The following is a 23,834-nucleotide window of genomic DNA, read 5'->3' on the forward strand; positions in this document are numbered from 1 at the left end:
TGCGGGGAGAAATTATGTAGATACGTCGCTAGTGAATAGAGTATGATTCTTTTTTCGGTTTTTAGTAGTGACTCAGCTCACAACAAAACTGCGATCGTTAAACATTCTTACTGTGATATCGATCACACATATCGACGGAGCTTCAGAATGTTGTTTTAATCCCACAAGTTTGACTTGTACTTATCGACACTTTCACAGATCATCCTTTAAACGTATAAGAAAGCAGGGCTAAACATACGTCTATTTGCAAAATTAACTTTGCTGTTATTTTTCTAGTAATCCCTAACAATTTTATTAAGGGTATAAGCGACTAGTTAAAAGATTTTAGGGGAATAAAACCTTATAAAAAGCATCAACCGAGCAAATCATCATCCTGCAATGATTAATCTCGTTGATGTTGTAAGTAGCTAGGCACAATTAAATATAAAACCCCAAAATCCTTACCGCCCGCTGTGCAGGTGATACAGATTTTGGCTATTGGTTATTCATTATGCCGAGGTACTTAGCTGCCAATCTAAAATCTTCAGGACAAACTTTAAAATGCTCAACAATCCAAATAGCGGTGTGTGGATCTAATCATGGCAAAAGTCACAACAAAAAGAAAGAATTATTTGGCGCGTTTTTTGGCGATCGCAATTGGGGCAGCGATATTTGCTGGATTTACGCCGATGATCGCCCATGCGATCGAGACAGGCACATTGGAGTCTCTAACTAAAAGCACCAACGAACTAAAGCTATCAGTTGATACGAGTTGGGTACTAATCACAGGGTTTTTAGTATTCTTTATGCAGTGTGGATTTGCCATGCTGGAGGCAGGGCTAGTCAGACAGACAGGGGTAGTAAATACACTTGCCGAAAACTTTGTTGATGCGGCAATTACCCTTTTAGCATGGTGGGCTACGGGCTTTGCGATCGCCTATGGCACAACTAACAATGGTTTTTTTGGAACTGACGGGTTCTTTTTAAATAACGCTTTTACTCTCAATAATGGGGCAATTGAATATGCTTTGGGTTCAGGAGGCTCCACTGCATCAGTCAGTACCTTCACCCTTTTCTTCTTTCAGTTTGCCTTTTCCGCCACAGCTAGTACGATCACCACAGGATCGATGGCTGAGCGTACCGATTTTAAAGGCGATTTAATCTATGCCTTTATTATGGGAGCAGTCATGTATCCTATCGTCGTTCATTGGGTATGGAACAATGGTGGTTGGCTAAATAAGCTCAGCTTTCATGATTTTGCGGGGAGTGCTGTCGTCCACTCAGTCGGCGGATGGACAGCTTTGGTCGGCGCATATATTCTCGGTCCTCGCCCCGATCGCGTATGGGGACAAATCCCACCAGCTCATAACCTCGGCTATGCCACGATTGGCACAATGATTTTATGGTTTGGTTGGTATGGCTTTAATGCTGGTTCAACACTGACGCTGAGCAATCCCGGACTAGCTGGATTGATTGTCGTCAATACAACTCTAGCTGCTTCGACTGGCGCAATGACTGCATTTCTCTATATTTACTTTCGCTTTCGTCAGTGGCACTTATTCTGTGGGCTGAATGGCTCGCTAGCAGGATTAGTTGCGATTACAGCAGGTTGTGCTTATGTGATGCCTTGGGCAGCGGCTTTAATAGGAGCGGTGGCGGGTATCCTTGTACTTGTTGCTGTAGATATTATTGAATGGTTTGAAATTGACGATCCTGTTGGTGCATTTGCAGTGCATGGAACGTGCGGCATGATGGGGGTAATCTGTGTCGGTTTATTTGGACACCCAGCATTAACGATGAATAAAAAAGCTGGTCTATTCCTAGGTGGTGGTTTTGATTTGCTCGGAGTACAACTCGGTGGTGAAGTAGCGATTATCATATTTGTTGTTATATTCTCATTTTTAATGTTTGGCGCACTCAATGCTGTTGGACTGTTACGAGTCAATCCTGAAGCTGATCGCATTGGTATTGATGTTTATGAGCATGGTGCATCGGCTTGGCCAGATGTCTATCCCATCGACGATCTGCAATTTGATGATGACGAAGATTAAAAAATTGACGGCGGCGCTTCGCGCCGCCGTCAATTTCTGGTTTTAGTGTTTTTCTGAGTTGATTTTGCTAGTATTATTCGGTTAGCTTGCGCGGCTAAGCCTAAATTCCTAAAACTCCGTTTTATAACAATTCTCGAAAATGTGACTATTCTTTTTCAAGAATTAAAAATTTAACCTAGTAAGTTTTTTGGATTCTCAAAATGGCAAAGCCATATTGAGAATTGGTATTATTTGTGCTGAGCAGGACACTATTCAAAGATATTGGCAACATCCATGACTCCTGATTTAGGCTGGCAACCAGAAACATCTGAAGATATTTCCCCCTCCAATCCTCAGGGCTTAGAGCAGTTGCATTATTACAAATGCTTGCTCGATGATCTGTTGGCTTTATCAGTGTCTCTATCTAGCACTAATGACTTACGAGCTTTTTTAGAGTCAGCATTAGCGACAACCCGCAAAGTGACATCAAGTGACGCAGGTAGTATTTATCTAATTGATCGCTCTGCCCCAGTGCATACAGTCTGCTTTGAAGTAGCTCAAAATGATTCGCAGCCTGAGCGATCGCTAGTCAACTTTGCAGTGCCACTAAATCAAGATAGTATCGTCGGCTATGTGGCGATGACGGGCGAGACGCTAAATTTGTCCGATGCCCATGATTTACCAGATGATGCGATATATCAACACCATAAGACGTTTGATTGTGATATTGAATATCACACCCGCTCAGTTTTGGCAGTTCCCATGTTTGATTGGCAAAAGAGTACGATCGGGGTTTTTCAGTTAATAAATCGTAAAGTTAAAGATATTTCAATTACAGCCGAGAATGTTCAAGAAATTACCCTTGCTTATTCAGCTTTAGATGAAAAACTATTAAAGGCGATCGCCTGTCAAGTATCCCTATATATCGAGCGATCGCAACTTTTGGGACAAGTTTTGCAATCATAAAAGATTTTAAGGTTAAGACTAAGCAAAGCTTAGGAAATAAAACTCAGGAATTGATTGACGGCGCGAAGCGCCGCTAATCAATTCCTGGGTTTTGATTTTTCCTAACCCCAAAGTTTAAGTATTTATACTCAACAGCAAATAGCTAATCTTAGGGAAGTATAAGGAATTCCCATCTTTTCCTATAAGATTGAACATAGGATAAATTCTTAGATATTTATACGGAGATTATTTATTTATGCTCACTTTAAAAATAGTGGTCTACATCACTGTCATATTCTTTATCAGCTTGTTCGTATTTGGCTTCCTCAATAGCGATCCATCTCGCAACCCAGGTAACAGGGATCTCGAATAGTGATCAACACTTCCAACGCTAGCTCTGCCAAATCTCAACCTTCAAAGCTGGTCAAAAGTAATGACTGGCGATTGATGTTGAGCTTATTGCCTTACGCAAAACAAAATTCTAAACAGCTTGTCATATCGCTGCTTTTACTTGTGCCCTTATCGATCGCTAGTGCTGTCCAGCCAATTCTGGTACAGCAAGGCATCGATGGGCCAATTAAAAGTGGCGATTTGTTGGGTTTGCGGTGGATCTGCTTAGTCATTCTCTTGACGATCGCAGTCCGTCTTGCGTTTCAGTCTTGGCAGGGCTACTTGGTACAAGAGGTCGGACAAAAAATTACGGCGGATATTCGCACTGATTTGTTCCGTCACGTTACTTCCTTATCAACTAGCTTTTTTGATCGCACACCTGTTGGCAAATTAATTACACGCTTAACTAGTGATGTCGAAGCGTTAGGTGATGTATTTGCTACTGGGGCAGTGGGTGTCCTTAGCGATTTTGCTGCGATCGGCACAATCGCGATATTTATGTTTTTACTGCGATGGGATTTAGCGCTGCTGCTTTTAGCAATGGTTATCCCAGTTACGGGCTTAATTGTTTATTTTCAGTACGAGTATCGCAAAGCCAATTTCAGAGCTCGCGATCGCTTGTCGGAACTCAACTCAATTCTCCAAGAAAATATTATTGGCGCGAGTATCGTTCAGCTATTTCGCCGCGAAAAATTTAACTCCGCTCAACACCTCAAAGTCAATCAGCAATATGTAGCTGAGGTAAACCGCACAGTTTTTCATGACTCGGCTGTATCCGCAACGCTGGAATGGATCGCTCTAGTGGCGATCGCTGGTGTTTTGTGGTTAGGCGGTGGACAAATTGTCCAAAAGAATCTCACCTTTGGTGAGCTTTCTGCTTTTGTCTTATTCTCTCAACGCCTTTTTGACCCAATTCGTCAACTAGCCGAGAAATTCACCACAATTCAAGCAGGATTTACGGCGGTTGAACGTATCAACGCTATTTTGCAAGAACCGATCGAAATTCGCGATCCTGAATATCCCAAAACTCTTCCCCTTGATGGCACTGGCGAAATTTGCTTTGACCATGTGTGGTTTGGCTACAAGCCTGATGAGTATGTCCTTAAGGATGTTACCTTCACCCTCAAAGCAGGTGAAAAAATCGCCCTCGTTGGCCCCACGGGTGCTGGTAAAAGCTCAATTATTCGGCTGTTATCGCGTCTTTACGAACCAACTAAAGGCAGAATTTTAATTGATGGCATCGATATTCGCGAAATTACCCAAGCGGAATTACGGCGTTGTGTGGGTGTAATTTTGCAAGATGCCTTTTTGTTTTCTGGCGATATCAAAGAAAACATTACATTGGGCGAAGACTATGCGATCGAGCAAGTGGTTAAAGCTGCCGAACTGATGAATGTAGATCGCTTCATTCAAGATCTACCCGAAGCCTATGCTACACAAGTCCGAGAGCGCGGTACAAATCTGTCTGGTGGACAAAAGCAATTATTAGCCTTTGCCAGAGCTGCCATTCGCGATCCTAGGATTTTGATTCTAGACGAAGCTACGGCTAGTCTTGATGTGAGTACGGAATTCTTGATTCAACAAGCCTTAGATCGACTTTTGATTAATCGCACCACAATCATCATCGCCCACCGTTTATCCACGATTCGCAATGTCGATCGCATTCTCGTACTCAAGCAAGGCGAAGTGGTTGAAGCTGGCTCTCATGAGCAACTAATTGCCAAACAAGGTTTATACGCTAGTCTCTACGAGCTAGAAATGATGGCAACCCATTAAAAGCAAAAACGGCGCAAAGCGCCGTTTTTGCTTTTAATGATTTTTCATGACTCGTTCGATTTCTCGTTTATCGTCGCGCTTTTTCATGTCTTCGCGTTTGTCATGCAATTTTTTGTTACGCACAACAGCAAGATCCACTTTAATCCAGCCTTCTTTTTGATAAACCTTCAGCGGTACTAGGGTTAATCCCTTTTGCTGCACTCCAGCTATTAACTTGCGGATTTCATCCTTATGTAATAGTAGGCGGCGAGTGCGCGTAGGCTCATGATTAAAATACACACTGGTAGTACGGTGCGGGGGGATATACATATTTAGCAGCATGATCTGCCCTTTACGCACAATCCCATAAGCGTCTCTTAGATTTGCTTGCCCCCCCTTGACTGCTTTTACTTCAGTACCAAGTAACTCGATACCCGCTTCATGGGTTTCGAGAATTTCGTAATTAAATCTAGCTTGCCGATTCTCGGCGAGGACACGATAATAATTTGCCATTTATTCCCATTGATACTGTCTAATATCCTGATGTAACTTCTAATAGCTTCCATTCTGGACTATCACAGAATGCTTTAGAAACGAGATCAGAGATACTGTGACAGTGATTATTAAGCCGCAGAGGCAACTCGGCATTTTTGGTGACGCTAGTCAGTTTTGCTTGATTACCTTCAATCTCAGAACGGTGTATCAGGACTTCTACCGTTACCATTTTAGCAAATGAGGCATTAGTCTCTATTTCTTGCGCAATTACATAGTCGTCGGTTTCATAGGTAATTACCAAACTACAAGATTCCAACGTTTTAATAATCGTTGAGTGTAGGTTCTCGGGAGCGATTTCAACTAAGAAATGTTGAGTATATCTAGCCATAAATCATCAAAACAACTGGTTCGGCTAGCAGTTTACTAGTCCTTGTCTACAAACTATCTCTAAAAAGCTATATACCTATCATGCGCTATGTCATTTTTTTGACATTAACACTTTAATTTCAGTTATTAGGCATTACAGCTTATCCATCATAAACCAAGGTGTCGTTAAATCGTGAAGCATGAAATTTGCGAACCTTCTAAAAACCAAAAATTAGAGGACGAGCAAAGCTCGTCCTCTAATTTTTGGTTTTTTATGTCTTAACCGCCTTGGCGGTTGCTATATTTATTGCAGAGATGGAGTCAAGCATGATTGGTCAATTACTTGATGGACGCTACCGCATAGCTAGCAAGCTGGGTGAGGGTGGATTTGGTCATACTTATCTAGCCCACGATACGCGGATACCGAATGAGCCTCTTTGTGTAGTCAAACATCTCAAGCCTGCTAGCAGCGATCGCGAATATCTAAAAGTTGCAAGTCGATTATTTACTAGTGAGGCACAAACTCTTGCTCAGTTAGGCAATCACGATCGCATTCCGCGTTTACTAGCCTATTTTGAGGAGGCGAGTGAGTTTTATTTAGTAGAGGAATTTGTCGAGGGGAGATCACTAGAGTTAGAACTAGTGCGCGGCTATCGACTCAGTGACACACAAGTTTTCCAGATCTTAGATGACTTGTTAAGCATTGTCGAATATACCCATAGCCACGGCGTAATTCATCGTGATATCAAGCCAGATAATATTATTCGTCGTCGATCGGATGGCAAGTTGGTGCTGATCGATTTTGGCGCGATTAAGCAGGTGCAAACGCAGCTTAATCAAGAGGGGCAAACGGCGGCGACGGTGGCGATCGGTACTTTGGGATATATGCCCAGTGAGCAAGCTCAAGGCAAACCGCGACCAAACAGTGATTTATATGCGATCGGGGTAATTTGTATTCAAGCCCTGACGGGTTTACCACCTCGTGAATTGCAAGAAGATTATCAAACAGGGGAATTAATTTGGCAGCATCTTGTCCCCAACAAGTCGGGATTAGTCGATGTGCTGGCCAAGATGACTCGCTATCACTACAAAGATCGCTATGAATCTGCGGCTGAGATTCGTCAGCTTTTGGCAAAATTAGGCGATCGCCAATTACCAAATCAACCGATTAACACAGCAAATGGGCTTCAGTCCACCATTGTCAGTGTTAATAACAGCGTAAATAACAATAGCGATTTGGGTACGGAATTGTTGTCCAATATTCCGCCGACAATTCCTCCAACAGAAGTTTATCAACCGATCCAGCCATTACCAGCCCCAACTCCTCCAATCCCTACTGTTGCTGTAAATCGCCATCCTGCACCTGAGCAGCTATCTCCGCAAACTTTACAAGCCTATGCACCACAATCCAATAGTAACGATAGTAGTAATCGCAGTAAGAAAGGGTTATGGATTACAGTTTGGGGTGGAGCCTTTGCAACAGCGATCGCGATCGGTGTGGTGCTTGCAACTCAAAAGCCAAATCCTCAACCAATTGCTGAGAAAACCTCTCCTAATTCTTCTAACAATGCGGCTGTTCCCCCAAGTCCTAGCCCAACATCTGTAGCTAGTCCACAAGCATCTATTGAACCTACGGCTACGGCTAGTCCCACGCCTTCTCCTACAAACAAAGCAACGGCTCCTACGCCTAAAGTTTCTCCTAAAGTGCCGATTGAGCCTTTGTCTGAGGCTGATGCTGTTGCGATCGTGAATAATTTGGTGGCTAGTAAAAACCAGATGTTTGCCCCACCTTTTGATCGTCAATTGCTTGCAGAACTAACAACAGGTGAGGCTTATGAAAAGCGCAAGGGGTCGATCGATTGGTTGCAGAGCAATAATGCTTTTTATAGCTATGGCGAATTTACGGTCAGCCGCGCAGGATCATTTGGTATTCAAGATAATCAAGCAAATATAACTGTGGAGATTTTTGAGAGTCCGACACTGTATGTCAATGGCAAAATAGATCGCACGCAGTCTCAGCCATCAAGGGGTAGATATATTTGTACGCTAATTTTTGAAGGTGGCAAGTGGAAAATTGCAAATCTGACAAAAGTTAATTAAAAGAGAATTAGGACGCTTTGCATCCTATTCTCTTTTGCTGCAATTTCTGATTAAACAAACCAAAAAATCATTTAAAAGTGTTGCAAGGATACACTTTTAAATGATTTTTTGGTATTTGAGTGCGTTGCACTCAAATACCAAAACTCTCACTGGGTTTAGTTTTTAACTTACAGAAATGTCATCACAATTTTGTGAATTGGTACATAGCAGTAATACCAAATCAAGAAATGGCTTTGCCATTTCTTGATTTTAAAACCCTTACTAGGTTTAGTTTTTAATTTACAAAAGTGTTGTCACACTTTCGTGAATTGGTATAAAAGAGATCTCTAGGACAAATCAAAACCCCAAATAAAAGCGGCGGCGCGAAGCGCCGCCACTTTTATTTGGGGTTTTATGTCCTAAGCAAACCTTTTATTGATATATCAAAGATGAAAAGTAGCGTAAAGCGCTATTTTTCATCTTTTTTTTAATTAATTTTCTGTAGTTTTGAGGGAATAGTAATAACAGGGTAATGAAAAGAAAGTTAGCTTTCTGATATTTCGACTTAAATGATTGGGGCTTGGCTATGTTGTACGCATCAAAACCTTTGATGTCCGTGAAAACCAGCGATCGCGAAGGTTTTCTTGGCGCGATCGAACAATCAACTCTGCCTCTGCAAAATACAGTTGGCGTGAGTTTACTTTTGGTCTTGCTATGGGGAGGGCTCGGCGCGATCGCCTATCAGTACTGGCAATTACGAAAAACCCGACAACTATTGAAGATTGAAAGATTAAAAACTAACGAACTTGGCAAAAAGCTTAAACTAGCGCTACATACTATTGATGAGAATGAGCGCAATCCCGATTTGATTCATTCTCGCGATTTCAATCTTGACTATCTTAGTATGAGAATGGAAGAGCCAAATTTCAGTGAAATTATCTTGGCGCAGATAAAATTAAATCTGCGTCAAAAAGTTGCGCCTGCATTGATGCCCAGCGAAGAAGACAGTGGTAATGCCCGAAAAGTTGATGTGGTTTTTGATGTGGCTTACCAACCTGAAAACCACGATAATTCACAAATTCGCACACTTTTTCGGATACATGTCAAACTAGCAAAAATCCCTGCGAATGGCTCACAAAGTATTCTCAAGGAATTGATGGCTGGCCTAGAAAGTTTTGTGGTTGCTTCAGATGAAAATCGGAATTGGCAGCCTACGATTCAGGGAAGGCTAGCGGTGATCAGTTGGGATCAATCTGCTAAACCAACACCTCTATTAGTAATTGAGCAAACTAATGAAGGCAAAAATGTATTAATGCGAAATAAGCGTTTGGCTCAATCGAAAATATAAAAAGAGGGCGCTAAGCGCCCTCTTTTTGTTTACAGCGCTTTGCGCTCTAGGTAATGGCATAGCTACCAAGAATTTTAAGATTTTCGGTAACCTCTTGGAGATCTTTTAAGGCTTCACTGAAGTTAGGATCATCGATGGGGGCTTCGATGTCGAGGAAGAAAATATATTCACCAAGCGATCGCTTGGTGGGGCGTGACTCAATCCGACTTAAGTTAATATTGCGATCGGCAAAAACTAATAAAGGTTTAACTAAAGCTCCTGGCATATTGCGCTTGAGACTAAAGGCAAGCGATGAATGTGTGCCTTTAGTAGTAGGTGCAGTGCGCCCTAAGACCAAAAAACGGGTGCAATTATCAGGCTGATCATTAATCGGAAATTTCAGAACTGGCAGGTTGTATATTTCGGCGGCTCGTTGTGAGGCGATCGCAGCCACGGTCATATCTTCTGCGACACTATGTAATCTATCGGTGTTGGAGTCAGTGGCTATTTGTTGAACATTTGGTAGATGGAGTTCAAGCCATTGTTGGCACTGGGCTAAGCTTTGGGGATGAGAATAGACAACTTTTATATCGGCAAGATCTTGAGCGCGGGTAATTAGCGCATGGGCGATCGGCAAGACGATCGCTTGTTGGATTTGCAAAGATTCTGATTGCCAGAGGCTATCGAGGGTCATAGTTACTCCCCCTTGAATCGAGTTCTCCACAGGGACAACCGCAATATCAACATTGCCATGCTCAGCAGCATTAATTGCTTGGGGAATGGTGGGATAAGGACACATCCGTGCAGGATCAGGCTCTAAGTCTGGATGGCTAAGCTGTAAATATTGCAAAGCTGCTATTTCCGAATATGTACCTGCGGGACCAAGGTAAGCGATCGTTGTCATGGCTGGCTCAGATAAAATTTAATTCTGAAATCTTTAGGGCTATCGTAATTTACAGCGCTTTGCGCCGAAACCAGAATCAAAATTTTTGTTAAAAGTGATGCAAAGCATCACTTTTAACAAAAATTTTGATTCGCTCAATATCGAGATCTTTATACCGAAGAAGAGACGCTTTGCGTCCCCTCTTTGCTTAAGTCCAATATATCTGGTCTGAGTTGAGCCTTACTATCAAGCAACATATAGGTATCCATTTCACCCCTACCCTTGACAAATATTTTGCCGCGATGCCAGAAACTGTACTTGTCTTTGAGTAACTCATAGGTTGTCTGTGTGACCTGAATACCTCCCGCTAAACCATGAGATTCCATCCGACTAGCGACATTCACAGCATCACCCCAGAGATCATAAATAAACTTACGGATGCCAATGACTCCAGCCACAACTGGTCCCGTATTAATGCCAATTCGCAAACGGAAGGTAGTATCATCGCCGCGCTTAAAATTGGAAATTACTTTTTGCATAGCTAGAGCCATTTCAGCAATCGCTTCAGCATGATCGGAGCGAGCGGTGGGCAAGCCTCCGACTACCATATAGGCATCACCGATTGTTTTGATCTTTTCTAATCCCAACTGATCGGCAAGTATATCAAAAGAGGAGAAGATGCCATTAAGCATAGTCACTAAGTCATTTGGTGAAACTTGTGTTGAGAGAGCTGTGAAATCCACTATATCCGCAAACAATATGGAAACATTATCCGATCTTGACGCGATCGCATTATTCCCGCTCTTCAGTTGATTAACAATCTCTTTTGGCAAGATATTGAGCAATAAATTTTCAGACTTTTCTTGCTCAGCTTTGAGCGCTTGTTCCGCTTTCTTTCGCTCTGTAATATCTTGAACAAGTCCTTCATAGGAGATAAAGTTTCCTTGTTCATCATAATTAGCTCTAGCATTAATCAAAATCCAAATGATACTGCGATCGCTCTTATAAACTTGAGCTTCAAAACTTGCCACAGAACCTTCCAATTCAATTTGACGCAGAAATTCTTGATAACGTTTTGGTTCTGTAAATAGCCGAGATGGCTCAGTCTTAACTTCAGTTAGTAGCTGTGTAGGCGTTTCATAGCCATATATATACGCAAGGGCAGGATTAGCATTGATATAGCATCCATCAGTTTGGGCTTGAAAAATGCCCTCAATCGCATGTTCAAAAATACTGCGATACTTCTCTTCGGCTTGGCGAAGGGATTCTTCAATTTGTTTTTGATGACTTATATCAATAATCACACCATCCCAGACCGTATCCCCATGCTGATTGTGATGAGGTTGAGAAATAATTCTCACCCATTTAACTTTCTTAAAGAAACTAGAGACTCGATATTCATGCTCAAAAGTCATCAGTGCTTCTGCTGATAGTCTGACCATTTCATTTAGTGCTGCGCGGTCTTCAGGATGAGCCATATCAAATACCCATTCCAAATGCTCAGTAAACTCTTCAACAGATATGCCAAAGATTTCTAGAGTGCGAGGGCTGATATAAGGCATCGAGACTCTACCATCGGGATGCAAAACTGCGCGATAGACAACTCCTGGCACATTGTCCGCGATCGCAGAAAATCTCTGCTGACTTTCTCGCAACAGTATTTCTGCTTGCTGACGATCTGCCGCCTCGTTTTGTAACTGTTTGATCGTTTTTTGTAATTGGAGAGTGCGCTGTTCAATGCGCCGTTCCAATAATTCATTGGCATCCCGCAACTCGCCTTCAACATTTAATAGATCGGATTGCGATTTGAGTAAGCGCTGATTCGCTTTAAACATTTTAGACATCGCAGCGCGGGTAATTTCAGGAGCAAGTTGGTTACGACCTTTGCCCTGACCACGACCTAATAAACGTGTAATTGTAAATTCCAGATCTTGAGCTTCTTTTTCAAATTTCCATCCTCGCTGAATACTTTGAGCAATTTCCGTAAGCATCTCAATCACTACAGTTGATTGGTTCGGATTTAACTCCTCTGCTCCCAACCAAGGCAATGGCTTAATCGGATCGACTGTGTATAATATTTCAAATTTTCCTGTCACTCCAATTTCAGCAACCCGACAGGCTGTATCAATGTGATGGTTGGGTGTAATCTTCATTTTGCCCGCAGGAGCTAAACAGATTTGATCGTAGACAGCTTGACGAACTGGTAATACATCAAAAGTTTGGGCAGCTTCAACTGCTTGTTTCCACAGAAATACTTGAGTATAGGCTGATTGCATTACGGCATTAACGGCTAGCCGATCGCGATCTACTCCAAACCAAATAGCGGCTTTACGCAAAAAATCTTGATTTTGGAATGTTTCTAAGCTTTGAAAATAATTGGCACAAGTAAGATGTCCCGCGATCGCAGACGGATCATCGATGTCTTGGCTAAGTTGTCGCAGTTCCACATCCGTTAATCGCATTGATAAAACAGGAATATCTTGAGCTTTAATTCCAGCCTCGGCATATTGCTGTAAAAAAGCTACAGATTTTTCTGGATTCAATGTACTAATGACAACTTCAGGGTCAATATGCTTAATTTTGGCAATACTATCTTGATATTCACACATTTCATGAGATATATAATCTTCATGCAATAACAAGCCATTTTGCTGCTTAATTTGAGCGCGAATAATTTTGTTAACCGTACGTGAATAAATTCCATCGGTTCCGATTAAGTAAATGCCATTCCCTTTGTTTTGTAACAACCAATTAACTGCTGGTTGTACGACCTGATTGGGACAAGCACCCGTATAAAATACATTCTTAGAAGATTCTAGACCTTCGTAATAATAGGGATACCAAAGTTGAGCCTGATGCTTTTCTAGGATGGGAATAATACTTTTGCGAGATGAAGATGATCCTCCGCCAAATAAGTTGCTAATATTCAATTCTGATATCAGATATCGAGCTTGCACCGTAATGTTGTAGTCATTAGAAGCGATATCTACAACGATTGGTTCGACAATTTTTCCTAATATGCCTCCCGATTGATTAATCTCTGCGATCGCCATCAAGGTAGCATCTTTAACCAGCGCATCGCCGGTTCCAAGAATGGTGCTCGGAAAATGCATCACACCGATACGGATGACTTCAGTCCTCTTGTTATTTTCAATATTCAAGGACTTAGCCTCTCGATTCATTGGTCGATACTCCCTACCTTAAAATTGATATATTTACTTACCTACTTAAAAGCGACGCAAAGCGCCGCCTTTAAGCTTACTATTTTAGTTTTTATATATACAAGTTAGCGATCGCTCTATCATTCCTTGGCTAAGCAATTATGAAATAAATTGCTTATAGATAAATAACATAATACCTCTTAAATTTAGCTTAATCTATCGGCAACTTTGTTCCGCGAAATGGCTCAAAACTTAGGTGTAACCATAATCTATTGCAAAAATTAGCGATCACGGCTTGTGCTTGCTATATTCGCAAAAGAGAGCGGCACGATATAACTTATAGCACTAGTGATTGACTGATGCAAAGCCAACAAAATCTCGGCTCTAGCTGTATCTATATTGTCTAAATCTAAGCTTTGACAATCATGCAAATTTAGATTTGTAAATCGCTTTTGCAACCAATTAATTTCCGCGATCGCTGATTTAGTAATGATCAAGATTGGTAAGCTGGATAACAACTCTAATTGACTAATATCTTCTAAGTACTTCAACAAAAACTGATTATCACCATTTAGTAAAAGTAAATCTGGCTGCCAAATTTTGGATAATGCATCCCCTTGAGGTAGGTCTTCAGCCTCTAGCAGACAATGACCAAGATCTTGGATTAATCTAATTATAGAGTCTTCCAGATTTTGGCTTAAGTATAGGAACTTGAGAGATTTTGGAGCCACCACATAGTTAGGCAGAAATGCACTAAGTTCTTCTGATTTGATCGGTTTGATCAAAATTCCATCTGCCAGATGTGAATTGATTTTGGGCTCATCAGCATGTTTCATCATCACTACACGAATATGCTGAGTTACTGAATCACCTTTGAGTAAAGCTAAAACATCCCAACCCGATAACATCGGCACATTTGGGCTTAGCAAAATCAAACAAGGTTGCAAGCGTCTTGCTTTTTCTAGGGCTTCAGTTCCCGATCGCGCAATTACCACTTGATAATTGAAATCTGCCAAAGTATTTCTTAGCCAATCCACAGCCTCCGTAGAAGTTTCCACAATCAGAATTAAGCGACCATGGCTGATATCAATTTGCTGTTCAATTTGCTCTAATTGAATATGATTACGGCTAGTCTCAGGGGGCAACAAAATTGTAAACTGACTACCCACATCTACCTGTGAAACAAAGGTAATATCGCCACCATGCAAACGGGCTAGGTGTCTGGTTAATAGCAAGCTTGCTCCAGTGCCTTCAAAACGTCGAGTCAGGACATTCTCGACCTGTTGAAATTTTTGAAATACTAAGCTTTGCTTCTCTTCAGGAATGCCAATCCCCTGATCCCAGACAGTGATGGCGAGCCAACCTTCCCACCATCGTACTTTAACGCCTATTTGGGGAGGGATAGATGGTACATCATCAACTAGTTCTGACGGAAAAAAACTAAACTTAAAAGCATTTGACAGTAAGTTGAGGAGCATTTGCTGCAATCTAGTTTCATCTGCATAGATTGTTTGTACTGTGGGATCGATATCTAAATGAATATCCAGTTCCCAACCTTCCTCAAATTGATAGTTTCGGAAAATTGTGGAATCTTGTTGAACGAGCTTTTTAACCTGTTGGATACTTTTTTGGCAAATATCTTTTACAGAGACAGTCTCAGCATACAGTTCTAGTTGCCCCGACTCGGCTTTAGCGAGGTCAAAAATATTATCGATAATCGAAACTAATTGCCGACCGCTTTGATGAATCATCTTCACATAGCGACTTTGGCGTTCATTAAGTTCTCCAAAAGTGTTGTTATTCAATAAACTAGCAATTCCAATCACTGAGGTTAAAGGCGTTTTTAACTCATGATTGATACAGGTCAAAAACTCATCTTTGACACGGCTTAGTCCCGCTAGCTCTTGAGCCAAATTTTTTTGGGCTGTGATATCGAAGGCGATCGCTAAATCTAGTCCTTTGAGGCTACCTTGCAAAGCAACACTAGTAACCTGCCAAGTGAAAGAAGCACCGTCAGTAGTACAAAACTGATGCGTGACTGGTAGATTTGGTTGCAATAATTGTGGAGAATTTTCATGGCTATTAGCAGATGTATTGCTTACAGGCTCAGCTATTGGCAACAAATCTGCTGCCACATTACTGGGTATTGCGTGTAAGCTATTACGCCATGCAGAATTCATACCCACGATTGTTCCGTCGCGATCACTAACCATCACGGGCAGAGGCAACTGATAGATTAGTGGCAATAATAACGAGGCTACGGATGGGGTTTGGTTTTGCTCGGCTTGTACCAGAGATCGCAATAATTGTGATGTCTCCAAAAGCGCCGTAAATTTGTCGTTGCTATCAACTAAAGCCCATATTTCCGCTGAGTGCCGATATTGCGAAATTCTTTGCAAAAAATCCGCAATCGTCATCGCGCTCTCGATCGCAGGCAAAGGCTCAAGATCAATATCTTCCAATGCGATCGATGGCGCAACAAACGCGCAATTATCAGCCTGAGATTGCCAATTTAACAGACATCTTGCATTAAATAAACCCTGTGGCAAATCGTTTTGATCTAACACCACAACATTTGACCATCCTTTTTGAAGAAGGGTCAACGCCTCAACAGTATGAGTGGGCAGTCGGCAAATTGCTACTAGCGACTGTCCATATATCTCTAAAGACTGATTTAAGATGAGGGAGTCCATATGCTAAAACGCTTACGGGTTATGGTTAATACAGTAATTTTCGCTAAAACCAAAGCCAATAAATTCTTTGCACGTGTTGTGATGTAACCCTTTTAAAGAATTTATTGAAGCTTGTTTGCTTGAAAAGTACTGTAAGTGTCATTTATCACTAACAGTCTATAAATTTATATACATAGTATGATCATCAATCTCACATGATTTCGCCATTTAAGTGCGAAAATAAAGCTTAAGATAAAATCCAGTCATTTTAATCACCAATAGCCCGTGCCTGTTATTTCTAATCTACAAGTATGCTGTTTGGTGGATAAATCTAATGTCAGCCAAACTAAAGCTAGTCTTGCAAAGTTTCTGCCAGAGGATCGATACACAATTACGGTTGTTTGCGAATTAGAAGCACTTGTAAGTTTATTAAAAAAAACGCAAAATGCCCAAGATTGTCTAGTTATATTTAAAAATGTGATTCGAGATGTCGAGGCTGTCATCGATCATCTTGGGATGTTAAACATTTTTATGCCTACGATACTAGTTCTAGAAGATCTTTATGAACACAGCGAAACTCCCTATGAACAGAGCGAATCAAAAGATTTTTATCGAGCCAGTATTAGTATTAATCTTGCACAGCTTCAAGAACTGCCAACGATTATTGATCAGGCGATCGCCACTTTTATTAAGATTTCGCCCCAAGTCAGACATCAAGTCTATGTCAATATTCCTGACAGTGATGCTTCTGAATCTTTAAGTGTGCAACAACAAAGGCTAGCTGATAAACTCAATGAGAGATTGGGGTATTTGGGGGTGTATTACAAACGCGATTCACGATTATTTCTGCGCAACCTATCTCAAGAAGATAGGAAAGAGTATCTTGATCGATTAAAAAACATATATAGGTCGATCATCCTAGAATACTTCTTAGAAAAGAATGAAGGTTTAAATCAAAAAATTGATGAATTTGTTAACCTCTCATTTTTTGCCGATCTCTCCGTGTCACAGGTTCTAGAAATTCATATGGAACTGATGGACGAATTTGCTAAACAATTGAGGCTAGAAGGTCGAAACGATGAAATTTTACTAGACTATCGAATTACGCTAATTGACATGATCGCCCACCTATGTGAGCTATACCGACGATCTATTCCTAGATCTTAAACTCATCTTCAATACTATTGAAATACTTATAAAGCTAAAGTAAATGTTTTTCCTGAGACACCCATCACAAAGCTTAAAACTCACGTATATACATATATTTTGATTTTGTCTACACTGTTTATGCTCATCTATGGCAGCCCAAATGCAAAGATTTATTTTCTAGAAGTTTAAGAGATACGTTACAAATAGTCGATGCAACCAAGATTAATGAAATGATTCGTAAAACCTACGTCCTAAAACTCTACGTCGCAGGCAACACGCCAAATTCGGTGAGAGCACTGAAAATGCTCAACGATATCCTTGAGAAAGAATTTCAAGGAGTTTATACATTGAAAGTCATTGATGTGCTTAAAAATCCGCAACTAGCTGAAGAAGATAAAATCCTTGCTACTCCAACCCTAGCAAAAGTTTTACCTCCGCCAGTTAGGAAAATTATTGGCGATCTGTCTGATCGTGAAAAAGTCTTAATCGGACTAGATTTACTATATGAGGAGTTAATTGGCAATGACTAGCCCATCAATTGAAAAAAATGATAACAACGATACTAAAAGACAAGAGCTAGGTGTACAAAAATTACGCACCATGATTGAAGGGTTAGATGACATCACTCACGGCGGCTTACCAAAGGGACGATCTACTCTAGTTAGTGGTACATCTGGTACTGGAAAGACTCTTTTGTCAATGCAGTTTCTCTATAACGGCATTACGGGCTTAGATGAGCATGGTGTATTCGTTACTTTTGAAGAATCTCCATCTGACATTATTAAAAACGCCCATAGCTTTAATTGGGATCTCCAAAAACTGATCGATGAAGGACGCTTATTTATCCTTGATGCTTCTCCTGATCCTGAAGGTCAAGAAGTAGTCGGAGATTTTGACCTGTCAGCCCTGATCGAGCGCATCCAATATGCAATTATCAAGTACAAAGCAAAACGGATCTCCATTGATTCGATGACGGCGATCTTTCAGCAATATGACTCTCTAGGCTTAGTTCGTCGGGAAATATTTCGGATCGTGGCTCGCCTTAAGTCTCTGGGGGTAACCACTGTCATGACCACTGAGCGCGAGTTAGAGTATGGTCCTGTCGCAAGGTTTGGGGTAGAAGAATTTGTTTCCGATAATGTAATTATTTTAAGAAATGTCCTCGATGGAGAACGTCGCCATCGTACTGCCGAAATTCTTAAGCTGCGAGGGACAACCCACATGAAGGGCGAATTCCCATTTACGATGACCAGCAAAGGTATTAACATATTCCCTCTGGGCGCAATGCGCCTCACCCAAAAGTCATCGAATACCAGAGTCTCTTCAGGTATCACTACACTTGATGAAATGTGCGGTGGTGGCTATTTCAAAGATTCGATCATTCTTACTACTGGGGCAACTGGTACTGGTAAAACCCTGATGGTCAGTAAGTTCATTGAAAATGGTTGCGAAAATGGCGAAAGGGCTATTTTGTTTGCCTATGAGGAGTCTCGCCAACAGCTTACGCGCAATGCTTCATCTTGGGGAACCGATTTCGACAAATGGGAGAGTTCTGGCTTACTAAAAATTATTTGTGTTTACCCTGAGTCCTCAGGATTGGAGGATCATTTGCAGGTAATTAAGTCTGAAATCGAAACATTTAAGCCATCGCGTATTGCGATCGATTCTCTTTCGGCATTGGCTAGAGGTGTAAGCAATAACACTTTCCGTCAATTCGTGATTGGCTTAACTGGCTATGTTAAGCAAGAAGAAATTACGGGCTTATTTACAAATACAACCGATCAGTTCATGGGTTCGCATTCAATTACAGAGTCACATATTTCGACGATTACAGACACGATTATTCTGTTGCAATATGTAGAAATTCGTGGACAAATGTCGCGTGCAGTGAATGTGTTTAAGATGCGGGGATCGCGCCATGACAGCCGTATTCGCGAATATGTCATTACCGATGAAGGCGCACAAATCAAGGATTCATTCCAAGGATTTGAGCGGATTTTAAGTGGTTCACCAACACGAGTATCGGTGGATGAAAAATCGGAACTGTCGCGGATCATTCGAGGCGTATCAGTTGAACCTTTAGAATAAAAAAAAGGAGCGCAATACGCTCCTTTTTTTATTAACAGCCTAGAGATTCGCGAGTATCAACACCTGTTTTAGAGTTGATACCAGATGCATTAATACAAAGCTTCTTTAATTGTTGAACATCTAACAGCGCATTGCTGAAATCAGCACCTGTGACATCAACATTATCAAATGTCGATCGCAGCATGTTTGTATCGGCTAAGATTGCGTCACTCAAATCAACATTCTTAAATCTCGTGACATAGGCTATTCCCGAACTAAAATCGCTTCCATGTAGATTGGCTCCATCTAATAAAACGCCATTGAAAAGTGCACCTCGTAAATCAGCATTTGTAAAATTTGCATTCTTTAAGGTAACGCTAGTAAACTCAGCCCGAATTAAGTTTTTTCCAGAGAAATCTTCACCTTCTGCTTTATTGAGGATTGAACCAGTGACACTAGAGGAGCTAGCGGCATGTACTGGCAATGGGTTTAAAAATAAGATTGTCGCTAGGATGATGCCAGTGATAAATCGCCAATATTTCATGATTTACTGAGAATAGTTTAAGATAGTTTTTCTTTTGTTAATAACTATTAAATCTCAATTATAGTCAGCCTTGTTAACTGTTCCTGCACAAAAACAAAAGAGAATGACGGCGCAAAGCGCCGTCATTCTCTTTTGTTTTTGTGCACAAAGCGTTGTAATTTGAGCCTTGCTATAAATTAAAAAGGTTTCCAGTCAGGCGATCGCAACATCTTAAAATGCTCAAGACGTTGATGGAAGTAACTAGCATCAAGTTTGCTGTGATTGTGCACGATCGCGGATTTGACACTGATCGCCCATGACCAGATCTGCGCGGCTTGGATTAAGGGTTTCATGCAGTTTAACTCAATATCTTCAAGGGGCTGAGATGACTGATAGCCCTGCAAAAAAGCTTTGCGCACACTAGGACTGATGCCCGCCTGCAAAGTTACTTGCAAAAACTTGGCAATGTCAAATGCTCGCCAGCCATAACCGCATTGATCAAAATCAAATAGGGTGATCTCGTTGGTTTCTGTAAAATGCACATTACCACTGTGCGGATCACCCCAACAGATGCTCCAAACAGGAAATTCTTTGGGTAAATGATGGATTTGCTCTTTGATATGGGCGATCGCATCGGTCATATATGAACGTGCAGATCCCAGCAAAAATGGTGAAAGATCGTGAAGTGAGTCATCTAGTAAATAGTTGATCGTCAAATGAGGGCGATCGATATGACAGTTAAAGTTTTGGGCAGTGCCATGGAGCCTTGCTAAGGTCTCTCCTAATTTTTGCGCTTGTGCTTTATTCAGATCTCCCACAGCAACTTTACCTGCGGCATAAGTGAATAAAGCAGCATAGCGTTTACCTTCAAGCGCTGGAATTTCAATCGCTAGTCGTCCATCATTAGTTGTGAGGGGATATGCGACAGGAATATAATTTTTGTGCAAAAAAGCTAATAATTCTAATTCAAATTCGATTTCTGCTTTAGAGCGCCAATGAGCGTGGGAAACCCTCAGGACATAACGGCGATCGCCTGCTTCTACTAGATAGATGTCGCTCAATCCCCGCATCCAGAATACACAACTGGTAATTTCACCAATGCCATAGCGGCACAGCACGCGATCCACCAATGCTTGAGGTGCAAGGGTGGAATAGGTGATGGGAAAAAGGTAATCTGACATACTGGAGACATGCTCTAGATTCCTATCCGCGACAGGCATAGCGATCAATCAATTGGTAAATTTTTAGCTGTATCCAGATATAGCGCAGAGCAGGGATCAAAAGTGTTTACCAAAAACCAAAAGTCGTTTTTTATCGTTTGCTTTGACCAGATAGAAGCTGAAGCGCAAAGCACCACAGTTTCCATCTGAGGTATTCTTAAATACTATGCAAAACTCCTCTACACCCCAACCCAATCCATCCGCAACCGAAATCATTGTCAACATTAGCAATGAAAATGTGTCGCGTCGGGCGCGTGTACGTGAACACGTTAACCCATTAGCCAAAAAATACAGCGTTGCGATCGCGCCACCAGTCTGGGCAGAAGTTTATGCAGATTGCTCGAATCCACTCAGTTTGGATATTGGCTCGGCTAGGGGACGCTATATTTTGCAAATGGCACAACTCAAGCCTAATTGGAATTTTTTGGGTTTAGAAATTCGGGAGCCGCTAGTCGATCGCTGTAATGAAGTGCGCGACGAATTAGGTTTAAAAAATCTGCATTACATTTTTTGCAATGCCAATGTGTCGCTAGCAGGGCTATTAACTAAAGGCTCGCTGCATGAAGTCACAGTCCAATTTCCCGATCCTTGGTTTAAACGTCGCCAACAAAAACGCCGCGCCGTCCAACCTGAATTAGTCGCAACTTTAGCGGAGTTACTTGTGCCTAATGCTGATGTATTTTTGCAATCCGATGTGTTAGAAGTAGCCGAGGATATGCGCCAACATTTCGATGCAAATGAGAATTTTATTAATCTTGCTGGGGCTGGAAATTTTGCCGATGATTCGATTTTCCCTAAACATATTCCCACCGAGCGCGAAAGTTCAGTAATCTCTCAAGGTCTGCCAGTTTATCGCGCCTATTTCAAACGAAAATAGACTGTTTCTCATAAAAAAAGGCGGTGCGAAGCACCGCCTTTTTTGATTATTCATTGGGCTTCAGTGCATGAAACCCAATGGAATTCCCTTCTGTATCGAGAATCAGTCCGATAAAACCTGGGTCACCAATATCGGTTTTTGGCATACAAACCTTGCCGCCATTGGATTCTACCCGTTCGAGTGCTTGCTCTAGGTTCTCAACAGTACCCAGATTCAGGTAGATCAAAGTACCTGTCGCTGAAGGCGTTAAGCGATCGCTTTTGACGATCGCACCACCAACACTTTCTCGATCCATAGGAAAGAAACCCTGTGGCTCTCCCATAAATTCTGCTTTTTGAATATCCACTGCCAGCACGGTGCTGTAAAAGGCGACTGCACGATCAAAGTCAGTCGCAGGGATCTCAAACCAGTTAATTGCATTCTGCATACAAATTCTTTCTGAGCGATAGGACTTCTACAGGTTACTTCAAGGCATATTGAGGGACAAGTTCCCTCAATACATCTTAACTTTTGAAAAACGTACAGATATCTTTTGAGAATCTAGCAATTGCTATAGTAATAAAGCAAGGTTTGCTTAGGACATAAAACCAGAAGTGAGTTGCGGCGCTTCGCGCCGCAACTCACTTCTGGGATTTTGGTTTCTACTAGCTAACTCTTTTTTTGCTATATTCTGACAATAAAAAAAACTTGCTAGGGCTTACCAACCGCCAAAAGTCTATACTTTCAGCTACTGGCAAGCCCTAAAATTGAAGGGTAAGTTTTCTTGTTACATTTCAATCTATAGCAATATCTATATTTAAATTGGTGGTAAATAACCCATTGCATCTTTAACAGCATTTAGGGTTTTAAAAGCAGTTTCAGATGCTTTTTCACGACCTTCTTTTAATACGCGATCAAGATAGCCAGACTCTTTTACTACTTCATCATACTTAGTTTGAATTGGCTCAAGATGCGCGATCGCTGCATCAGTCAACACAGTCTTAAAATCACCCCAACCGCGCCATGTCGCAGCCTCAGCTTGCACCTGTTCCTTAGTTTTATTCGCAAAAATCGCGTATAAGCCGAGGAGATTATTTGCTTCAGGGCGATCGCTATCATCAAAAGCTAACTCGCGCACCGCATCGGTTTTACATTTCTTGATTTTTTTAGCAATCTCATCGGGCTTATCCAGCACATGAATGCGACTCATTTCCGAAGGATCGGACTTAGACATTTTTTTTGTGCCATCGGTGAGGCTCATCACCCGCGCCCCTTCCTTGCGAATTAAGGGATTAGGCACTTTCAAAACTGGGGCAAACTGATCGTTAAATCTTCCCGCAATATCTCGTGTAAGTTCTAAATGCTGCTTCTGATCTTCACCAACAGGGACTAAATCGGCTTTATACAGCAAAATATCTGCTGCCATTAGTACGGGATAGTCCAGCAGACCCACACCCACATTTTCGCCTTGCTTGATCGCTTTTTCTTTAAATTGGATCATTCGCTCCAACCAGTTCAGCGGTGTGATGCAGTTGAGCAGCCAAGTTAACTCAGCATGTGCCGAAACATGGGACTGTACAAAAATGGTGGAAATACTGGGATCAATGCCACAGGCGATATATAGGGCGGCAATGTCGCGGGTATTGCTAGCTAGAGTCTTCGGATCATGGGGAACCGTGATCGCATGAAGATCAACCACACAAAAGAAATTTTCGTAATCAGCCTGAGTCTCTACCCAGTTGCGAATTGCCCCCAAATAATTGCCAATGTGCAGATTGCCAGTCGGTTGTACGCCAGATAGAACTCGTTTTTGCATGGGATTTTTAAGATCATAGAGATAGCGCTTTGCGCTTCTCTTTATATTTAAATTTAGACTACAGGTTGATAATGTATAACACCATAGAATGGGCGCGAAGCGCTCATTCTATAAATTTAGA

The 23,834-nt window shown here is 41.6% G+C and carries 19 protein-coding genes; 10 read left to right on the top strand and 9 right to left on the bottom strand.

The genetic code is table 11. The annotated features are described in order from the left end of the window. Positions 1 to 578 precede the first annotated feature (578 nt). The 4 genes from PseudUWO311_RS06135 to PseudUWO311_RS06150 all read left to right on the top strand — a co-directional run bounded on the left by PseudUWO311_RS06135 (position 579) and on the right by PseudUWO311_RS06150 (position 5,120). Positions 579 to 2,030 (top strand): ammonium transporter, encoded by a 1,452-nt coding sequence (locus tag PseudUWO311_RS06135; RefSeq protein WP_142654325.1) that lies wholly within the window; start codon positions 579 to 581, stop codon positions 2,028 to 2,030. Between the two features lie 273 nt (positions 2,031 to 2,303). Continuing rightward, positions 2,304 to 2,975, top strand: coding sequence for a GAF domain-containing protein (locus tag PseudUWO311_RS06140; RefSeq protein ID WP_142654326.1), 672 nt, complete (start codon positions 2,304 to 2,306; stop codon positions 2,973 to 2,975). Between the two features lie 235 nt (positions 2,976 to 3,210). After that, the gene (locus PseudUWO311_RS06145) at positions 3,211 to 3,327 is read left to right on the top strand and encodes a photosystem II reaction center protein I (protein ID WP_071590106.1); all 117 of its coding nucleotides are present in this window, start codon (positions 3,211 to 3,213) and stop codon (positions 3,325 to 3,327) included. A gap of 74 nt (positions 3,328 to 3,401) precedes the next feature. Continuing rightward, entirely contained in the window at positions 3,402 to 5,120 is a 1,719-nt protein-coding gene (locus PseudUWO311_RS06150; RefSeq protein ID WP_142654445.1) for an ABC transporter ATP-binding protein, read from the top strand. A gap of 33 nt (positions 5,121 to 5,153) precedes the next feature. On the opposite strand, the gene smpB is transcribed toward PseudUWO311_RS06150, so the two are convergent. Both smpB and PseudUWO311_RS06160 read right to left on the bottom strand, forming a co-directional pair. Then, entirely contained in the window at positions 5,154 to 5,612 is a 459-nt protein-coding gene (gene smpB / locus PseudUWO311_RS06155; RefSeq protein WP_142654327.1) for an SsrA-binding protein SmpB, read from the bottom strand. A gap of 19 nt (positions 5,613 to 5,631) precedes the next feature. Then, on the bottom strand, positions 5,632 to 5,982 hold the full coding sequence (locus tag PseudUWO311_RS06160; RefSeq protein WP_103667037.1) for a hypothetical protein: 351 nt from the start codon (positions 5,980 to 5,982) through the stop codon (positions 5,632 to 5,634). A 305-nt stretch (positions 5,983 to 6,287) separates the two neighbouring features. Between PseudUWO311_RS06160 and PseudUWO311_RS23935 the strand changes: the two genes are divergently transcribed. Together PseudUWO311_RS23935 and PseudUWO311_RS06170 are read left to right on the top strand one after the other, a co-directional pair. Beyond that, positions 6,288 to 8,060 (top strand): protein kinase domain-containing protein, encoded by a 1,773-nt coding sequence (locus tag PseudUWO311_RS23935; protein ID WP_190303414.1) that lies wholly within the window; start codon positions 6,288 to 6,290, stop codon positions 8,058 to 8,060. A gap of 565 nt (positions 8,061 to 8,625) precedes the next feature. Beyond that, positions 8,626 to 9,387 carry a hypothetical protein gene (locus tag PseudUWO311_RS06170; protein WP_142654328.1) on the top strand — a complete coding sequence of 254 codons (762 nt, stop codon included), beginning with the start codon at positions 8,626 to 8,628 and terminating at the stop codon, positions 9,385 to 9,387. Between the two features lie 46 nt (positions 9,388 to 9,433). On the opposite strand, the gene pheA is transcribed toward PseudUWO311_RS06170, so the two are convergent. The 3 genes from pheA to PseudUWO311_RS06185 form a co-directional block, all read right to left on the bottom strand. Further along, complete coding sequence (gene pheA, locus PseudUWO311_RS06175; protein ID WP_142654329.1) at positions 9,434 to 10,270, bottom strand: prephenate dehydratase; 837 nt, start codon at positions 10,268 to 10,270, stop codon at positions 9,434 to 9,436. A 149-nt stretch (positions 10,271 to 10,419) separates the two neighbouring features. Beyond that, a complete protein-coding gene (locus PseudUWO311_RS06180; RefSeq protein WP_142654330.1) occupies positions 10,420 to 13,431 on the bottom strand; it encodes a transporter substrate-binding protein in 3,012 nt (1,003 codons plus the stop codon). Positions 13,432 to 13,691: 260 nt separating this feature from the next. Next, positions 13,692 to 16,103, bottom strand: coding sequence for a hybrid sensor histidine kinase/response regulator (locus PseudUWO311_RS06185; RefSeq protein ID WP_142654331.1), 2,412 nt, complete (start codon positions 16,101 to 16,103; stop codon positions 13,692 to 13,694). Positions 16,104 to 16,367: 264 nt separating this feature from the next. Between PseudUWO311_RS06185 and PseudUWO311_RS06190 the strand changes: the two genes are divergently transcribed. From PseudUWO311_RS06190 to kaiC, 3 genes are all read left to right on the top strand, one after another. Continuing rightward, positions 16,368 to 17,249: a circadian clock protein KaiA gene (locus PseudUWO311_RS06190; protein WP_142654332.1), complete on the top strand. Its 882-nt coding sequence runs from the start codon at positions 16,368 to 16,370 to the stop codon at positions 17,247 to 17,249. Positions 17,250 to 17,461: 212 nt separating this feature from the next. After that, the gene (gene kaiB / locus PseudUWO311_RS06195) at positions 17,462 to 17,761 is read left to right on the top strand and encodes a circadian clock protein KaiB (RefSeq protein WP_009626105.1); all 300 of its coding nucleotides are present in this window, start codon (positions 17,462 to 17,464) and stop codon (positions 17,759 to 17,761) included. Continuing rightward, the gene (kaiC, locus tag PseudUWO311_RS06200) at positions 17,754 to 19,319 is read left to right on the top strand and encodes a circadian clock protein KaiC (protein ID WP_142654333.1); all 1,566 of its coding nucleotides are present in this window, start codon (positions 17,754 to 17,756) and stop codon (positions 19,317 to 19,319) included. Before kaiB ends, kaiC begins: the two co-directional genes overlap by 8 nt. A 31-nt stretch (positions 19,320 to 19,350) precedes the next feature. Here the strand turns inward: kaiC and PseudUWO311_RS06205 are convergent, their stop codons facing one another. Next, positions 19,351 to 19,842: a pentapeptide repeat-containing protein gene (locus PseudUWO311_RS06205; RefSeq protein WP_142654334.1), complete on the bottom strand. Its 492-nt coding sequence runs from the start codon at positions 19,840 to 19,842 to the stop codon at positions 19,351 to 19,353. Between the two features lie 176 nt (positions 19,843 to 20,018). Continuing rightward, complete coding sequence (locus PseudUWO311_RS06210; RefSeq protein WP_142654335.1) at positions 20,019 to 21,002, bottom strand: homoserine kinase; 984 nt, start codon at positions 21,000 to 21,002, stop codon at positions 20,019 to 20,021. 205 nt (positions 21,003 to 21,207) lie between these two features. Here PseudUWO311_RS06210 and trmB point away from each other — a divergent pair, with 205 nt between their 5' ends. Further along, entirely contained in the window at positions 21,208 to 21,918 is a 711-nt protein-coding gene (gene trmB / locus PseudUWO311_RS06215; protein ID WP_142654336.1) for a tRNA (guanosine(46)-N7)-methyltransferase TrmB, read from the top strand. Positions 21,919 to 21,964: 46 nt separating this feature from the next. Here trmB and PseudUWO311_RS06220 read toward each other — a convergent pair whose 3' ends face one another. Then, positions 21,965 to 22,345 (bottom strand): VOC family protein, encoded by a 381-nt coding sequence (locus tag PseudUWO311_RS06220; RefSeq protein ID WP_142654337.1) that lies wholly within the window; start codon positions 22,343 to 22,345, stop codon positions 21,965 to 21,967. Between the two features lie 369 nt (positions 22,346 to 22,714). Continuing rightward, complete coding sequence (gene trpS, locus PseudUWO311_RS06225) at positions 22,715 to 23,713, bottom strand: tryptophan--tRNA ligase (RefSeq protein ID WP_142654338.1); 999 nt, start codon at positions 23,711 to 23,713, stop codon at positions 22,715 to 22,717. Positions 23,714 to 23,834: the final 121 nt, after the last annotated feature.

This window comes from Pseudanabaena sp. UWO311 (assembly GCF_006937785.1).
GTDB lineage: Bacteria > Cyanobacteriota > Cyanobacteriia > Pseudanabaenales > Pseudanabaenaceae > Pseudanabaena.

Excerpts from the sequence above, each read along its gene's own strand:
- PseudUWO311_RS23935 (WP_190303414.1), top strand. The coding sequence starts at position 6,288 with ATGATTGGTCAATTACTTGATGGACGCTACCGCATAGCTAGCAAGCTG.
- PseudUWO311_RS06220 (WP_142654337.1), bottom strand. The coding sequence starts at position 22,345 with ATGCAGAATGCAATTAACTGGTTTGAGATCCCTGCGACTGACTTTGAT.
- kaiB (WP_009626105.1), top strand. The coding sequence starts at position 17,462 with ATGATTCGTAAAACCTACGTCCTAAAACTCTACGTCGCAGGCAACACG.
- PseudUWO311_RS06170 (WP_142654328.1), top strand. The coding sequence starts at position 8,626 with ATGTTGTACGCATCAAAACCTTTGATGTCCGTGAAAACCAGCGATCGC.
- PseudUWO311_RS06180 (WP_142654330.1), bottom strand. The coding sequence starts at position 13,431 with ATGAATCGAGAGGCTAAGTCCTTGAATATTGAAAATAACAAGAGGACT.
- kaiC (WP_142654333.1), top strand. The coding sequence starts at position 17,754 with ATGACTAGCCCATCAATTGAAAAAAATGATAACAACGATACTAAAAGA.
- PseudUWO311_RS06135 (WP_142654325.1), top strand. The coding sequence starts at position 579 with ATGGCAAAAGTCACAACAAAAAGAAAGAATTATTTGGCGCGTTTTTTG.
- PseudUWO311_RS06205 (WP_142654334.1), bottom strand. The coding sequence starts at position 19,842 with ATGAAATATTGGCGATTTATCACTGGCATCATCCTAGCGACAATCTTA.
- PseudUWO311_RS06185 (WP_142654331.1), bottom strand. The coding sequence starts at position 16,103 with ATGGACTCCCTCATCTTAAATCAGTCTTTAGAGATATATGGACAGTCG.
- PseudUWO311_RS06160 (WP_103667037.1), bottom strand. The coding sequence starts at position 5,982 with ATGGCTAGATATACTCAACATTTCTTAGTTGAAATCGCTCCCGAGAAC.
- trpS (WP_142654338.1), bottom strand. The coding sequence starts at position 23,713 with ATGCAAAAACGAGTTCTATCTGGCGTACAACCGACTGGCAATCTGCAC.
- PseudUWO311_RS06210 (WP_142654335.1), bottom strand. The coding sequence starts at position 21,002 with ATGTCAGATTACCTTTTTCCCATCACCTATTCCACCCTTGCACCTCAA.
- PseudUWO311_RS06150 (WP_142654445.1), top strand. The coding sequence starts at position 3,402 with ATGTTGAGCTTATTGCCTTACGCAAAACAAAATTCTAAACAGCTTGTC.
- PseudUWO311_RS06145 (WP_071590106.1), top strand. The coding sequence starts at position 3,211 with ATGCTCACTTTAAAAATAGTGGTCTACATCACTGTCATATTCTTTATC.
- smpB (WP_142654327.1), bottom strand. The coding sequence starts at position 5,612 with ATGGCAAATTATTATCGTGTCCTCGCCGAGAATCGGCAAGCTAGATTT.
- pheA (WP_142654329.1), bottom strand. The coding sequence starts at position 10,270 with ATGACAACGATCGCTTACCTTGGTCCCGCAGGTACATATTCGGAAATA.
- PseudUWO311_RS06140 (WP_142654326.1), top strand. The coding sequence starts at position 2,304 with ATGACTCCTGATTTAGGCTGGCAACCAGAAACATCTGAAGATATTTCC.
- trmB (WP_142654336.1), top strand. The coding sequence starts at position 21,208 with ATGCAAAACTCCTCTACACCCCAACCCAATCCATCCGCAACCGAAATC.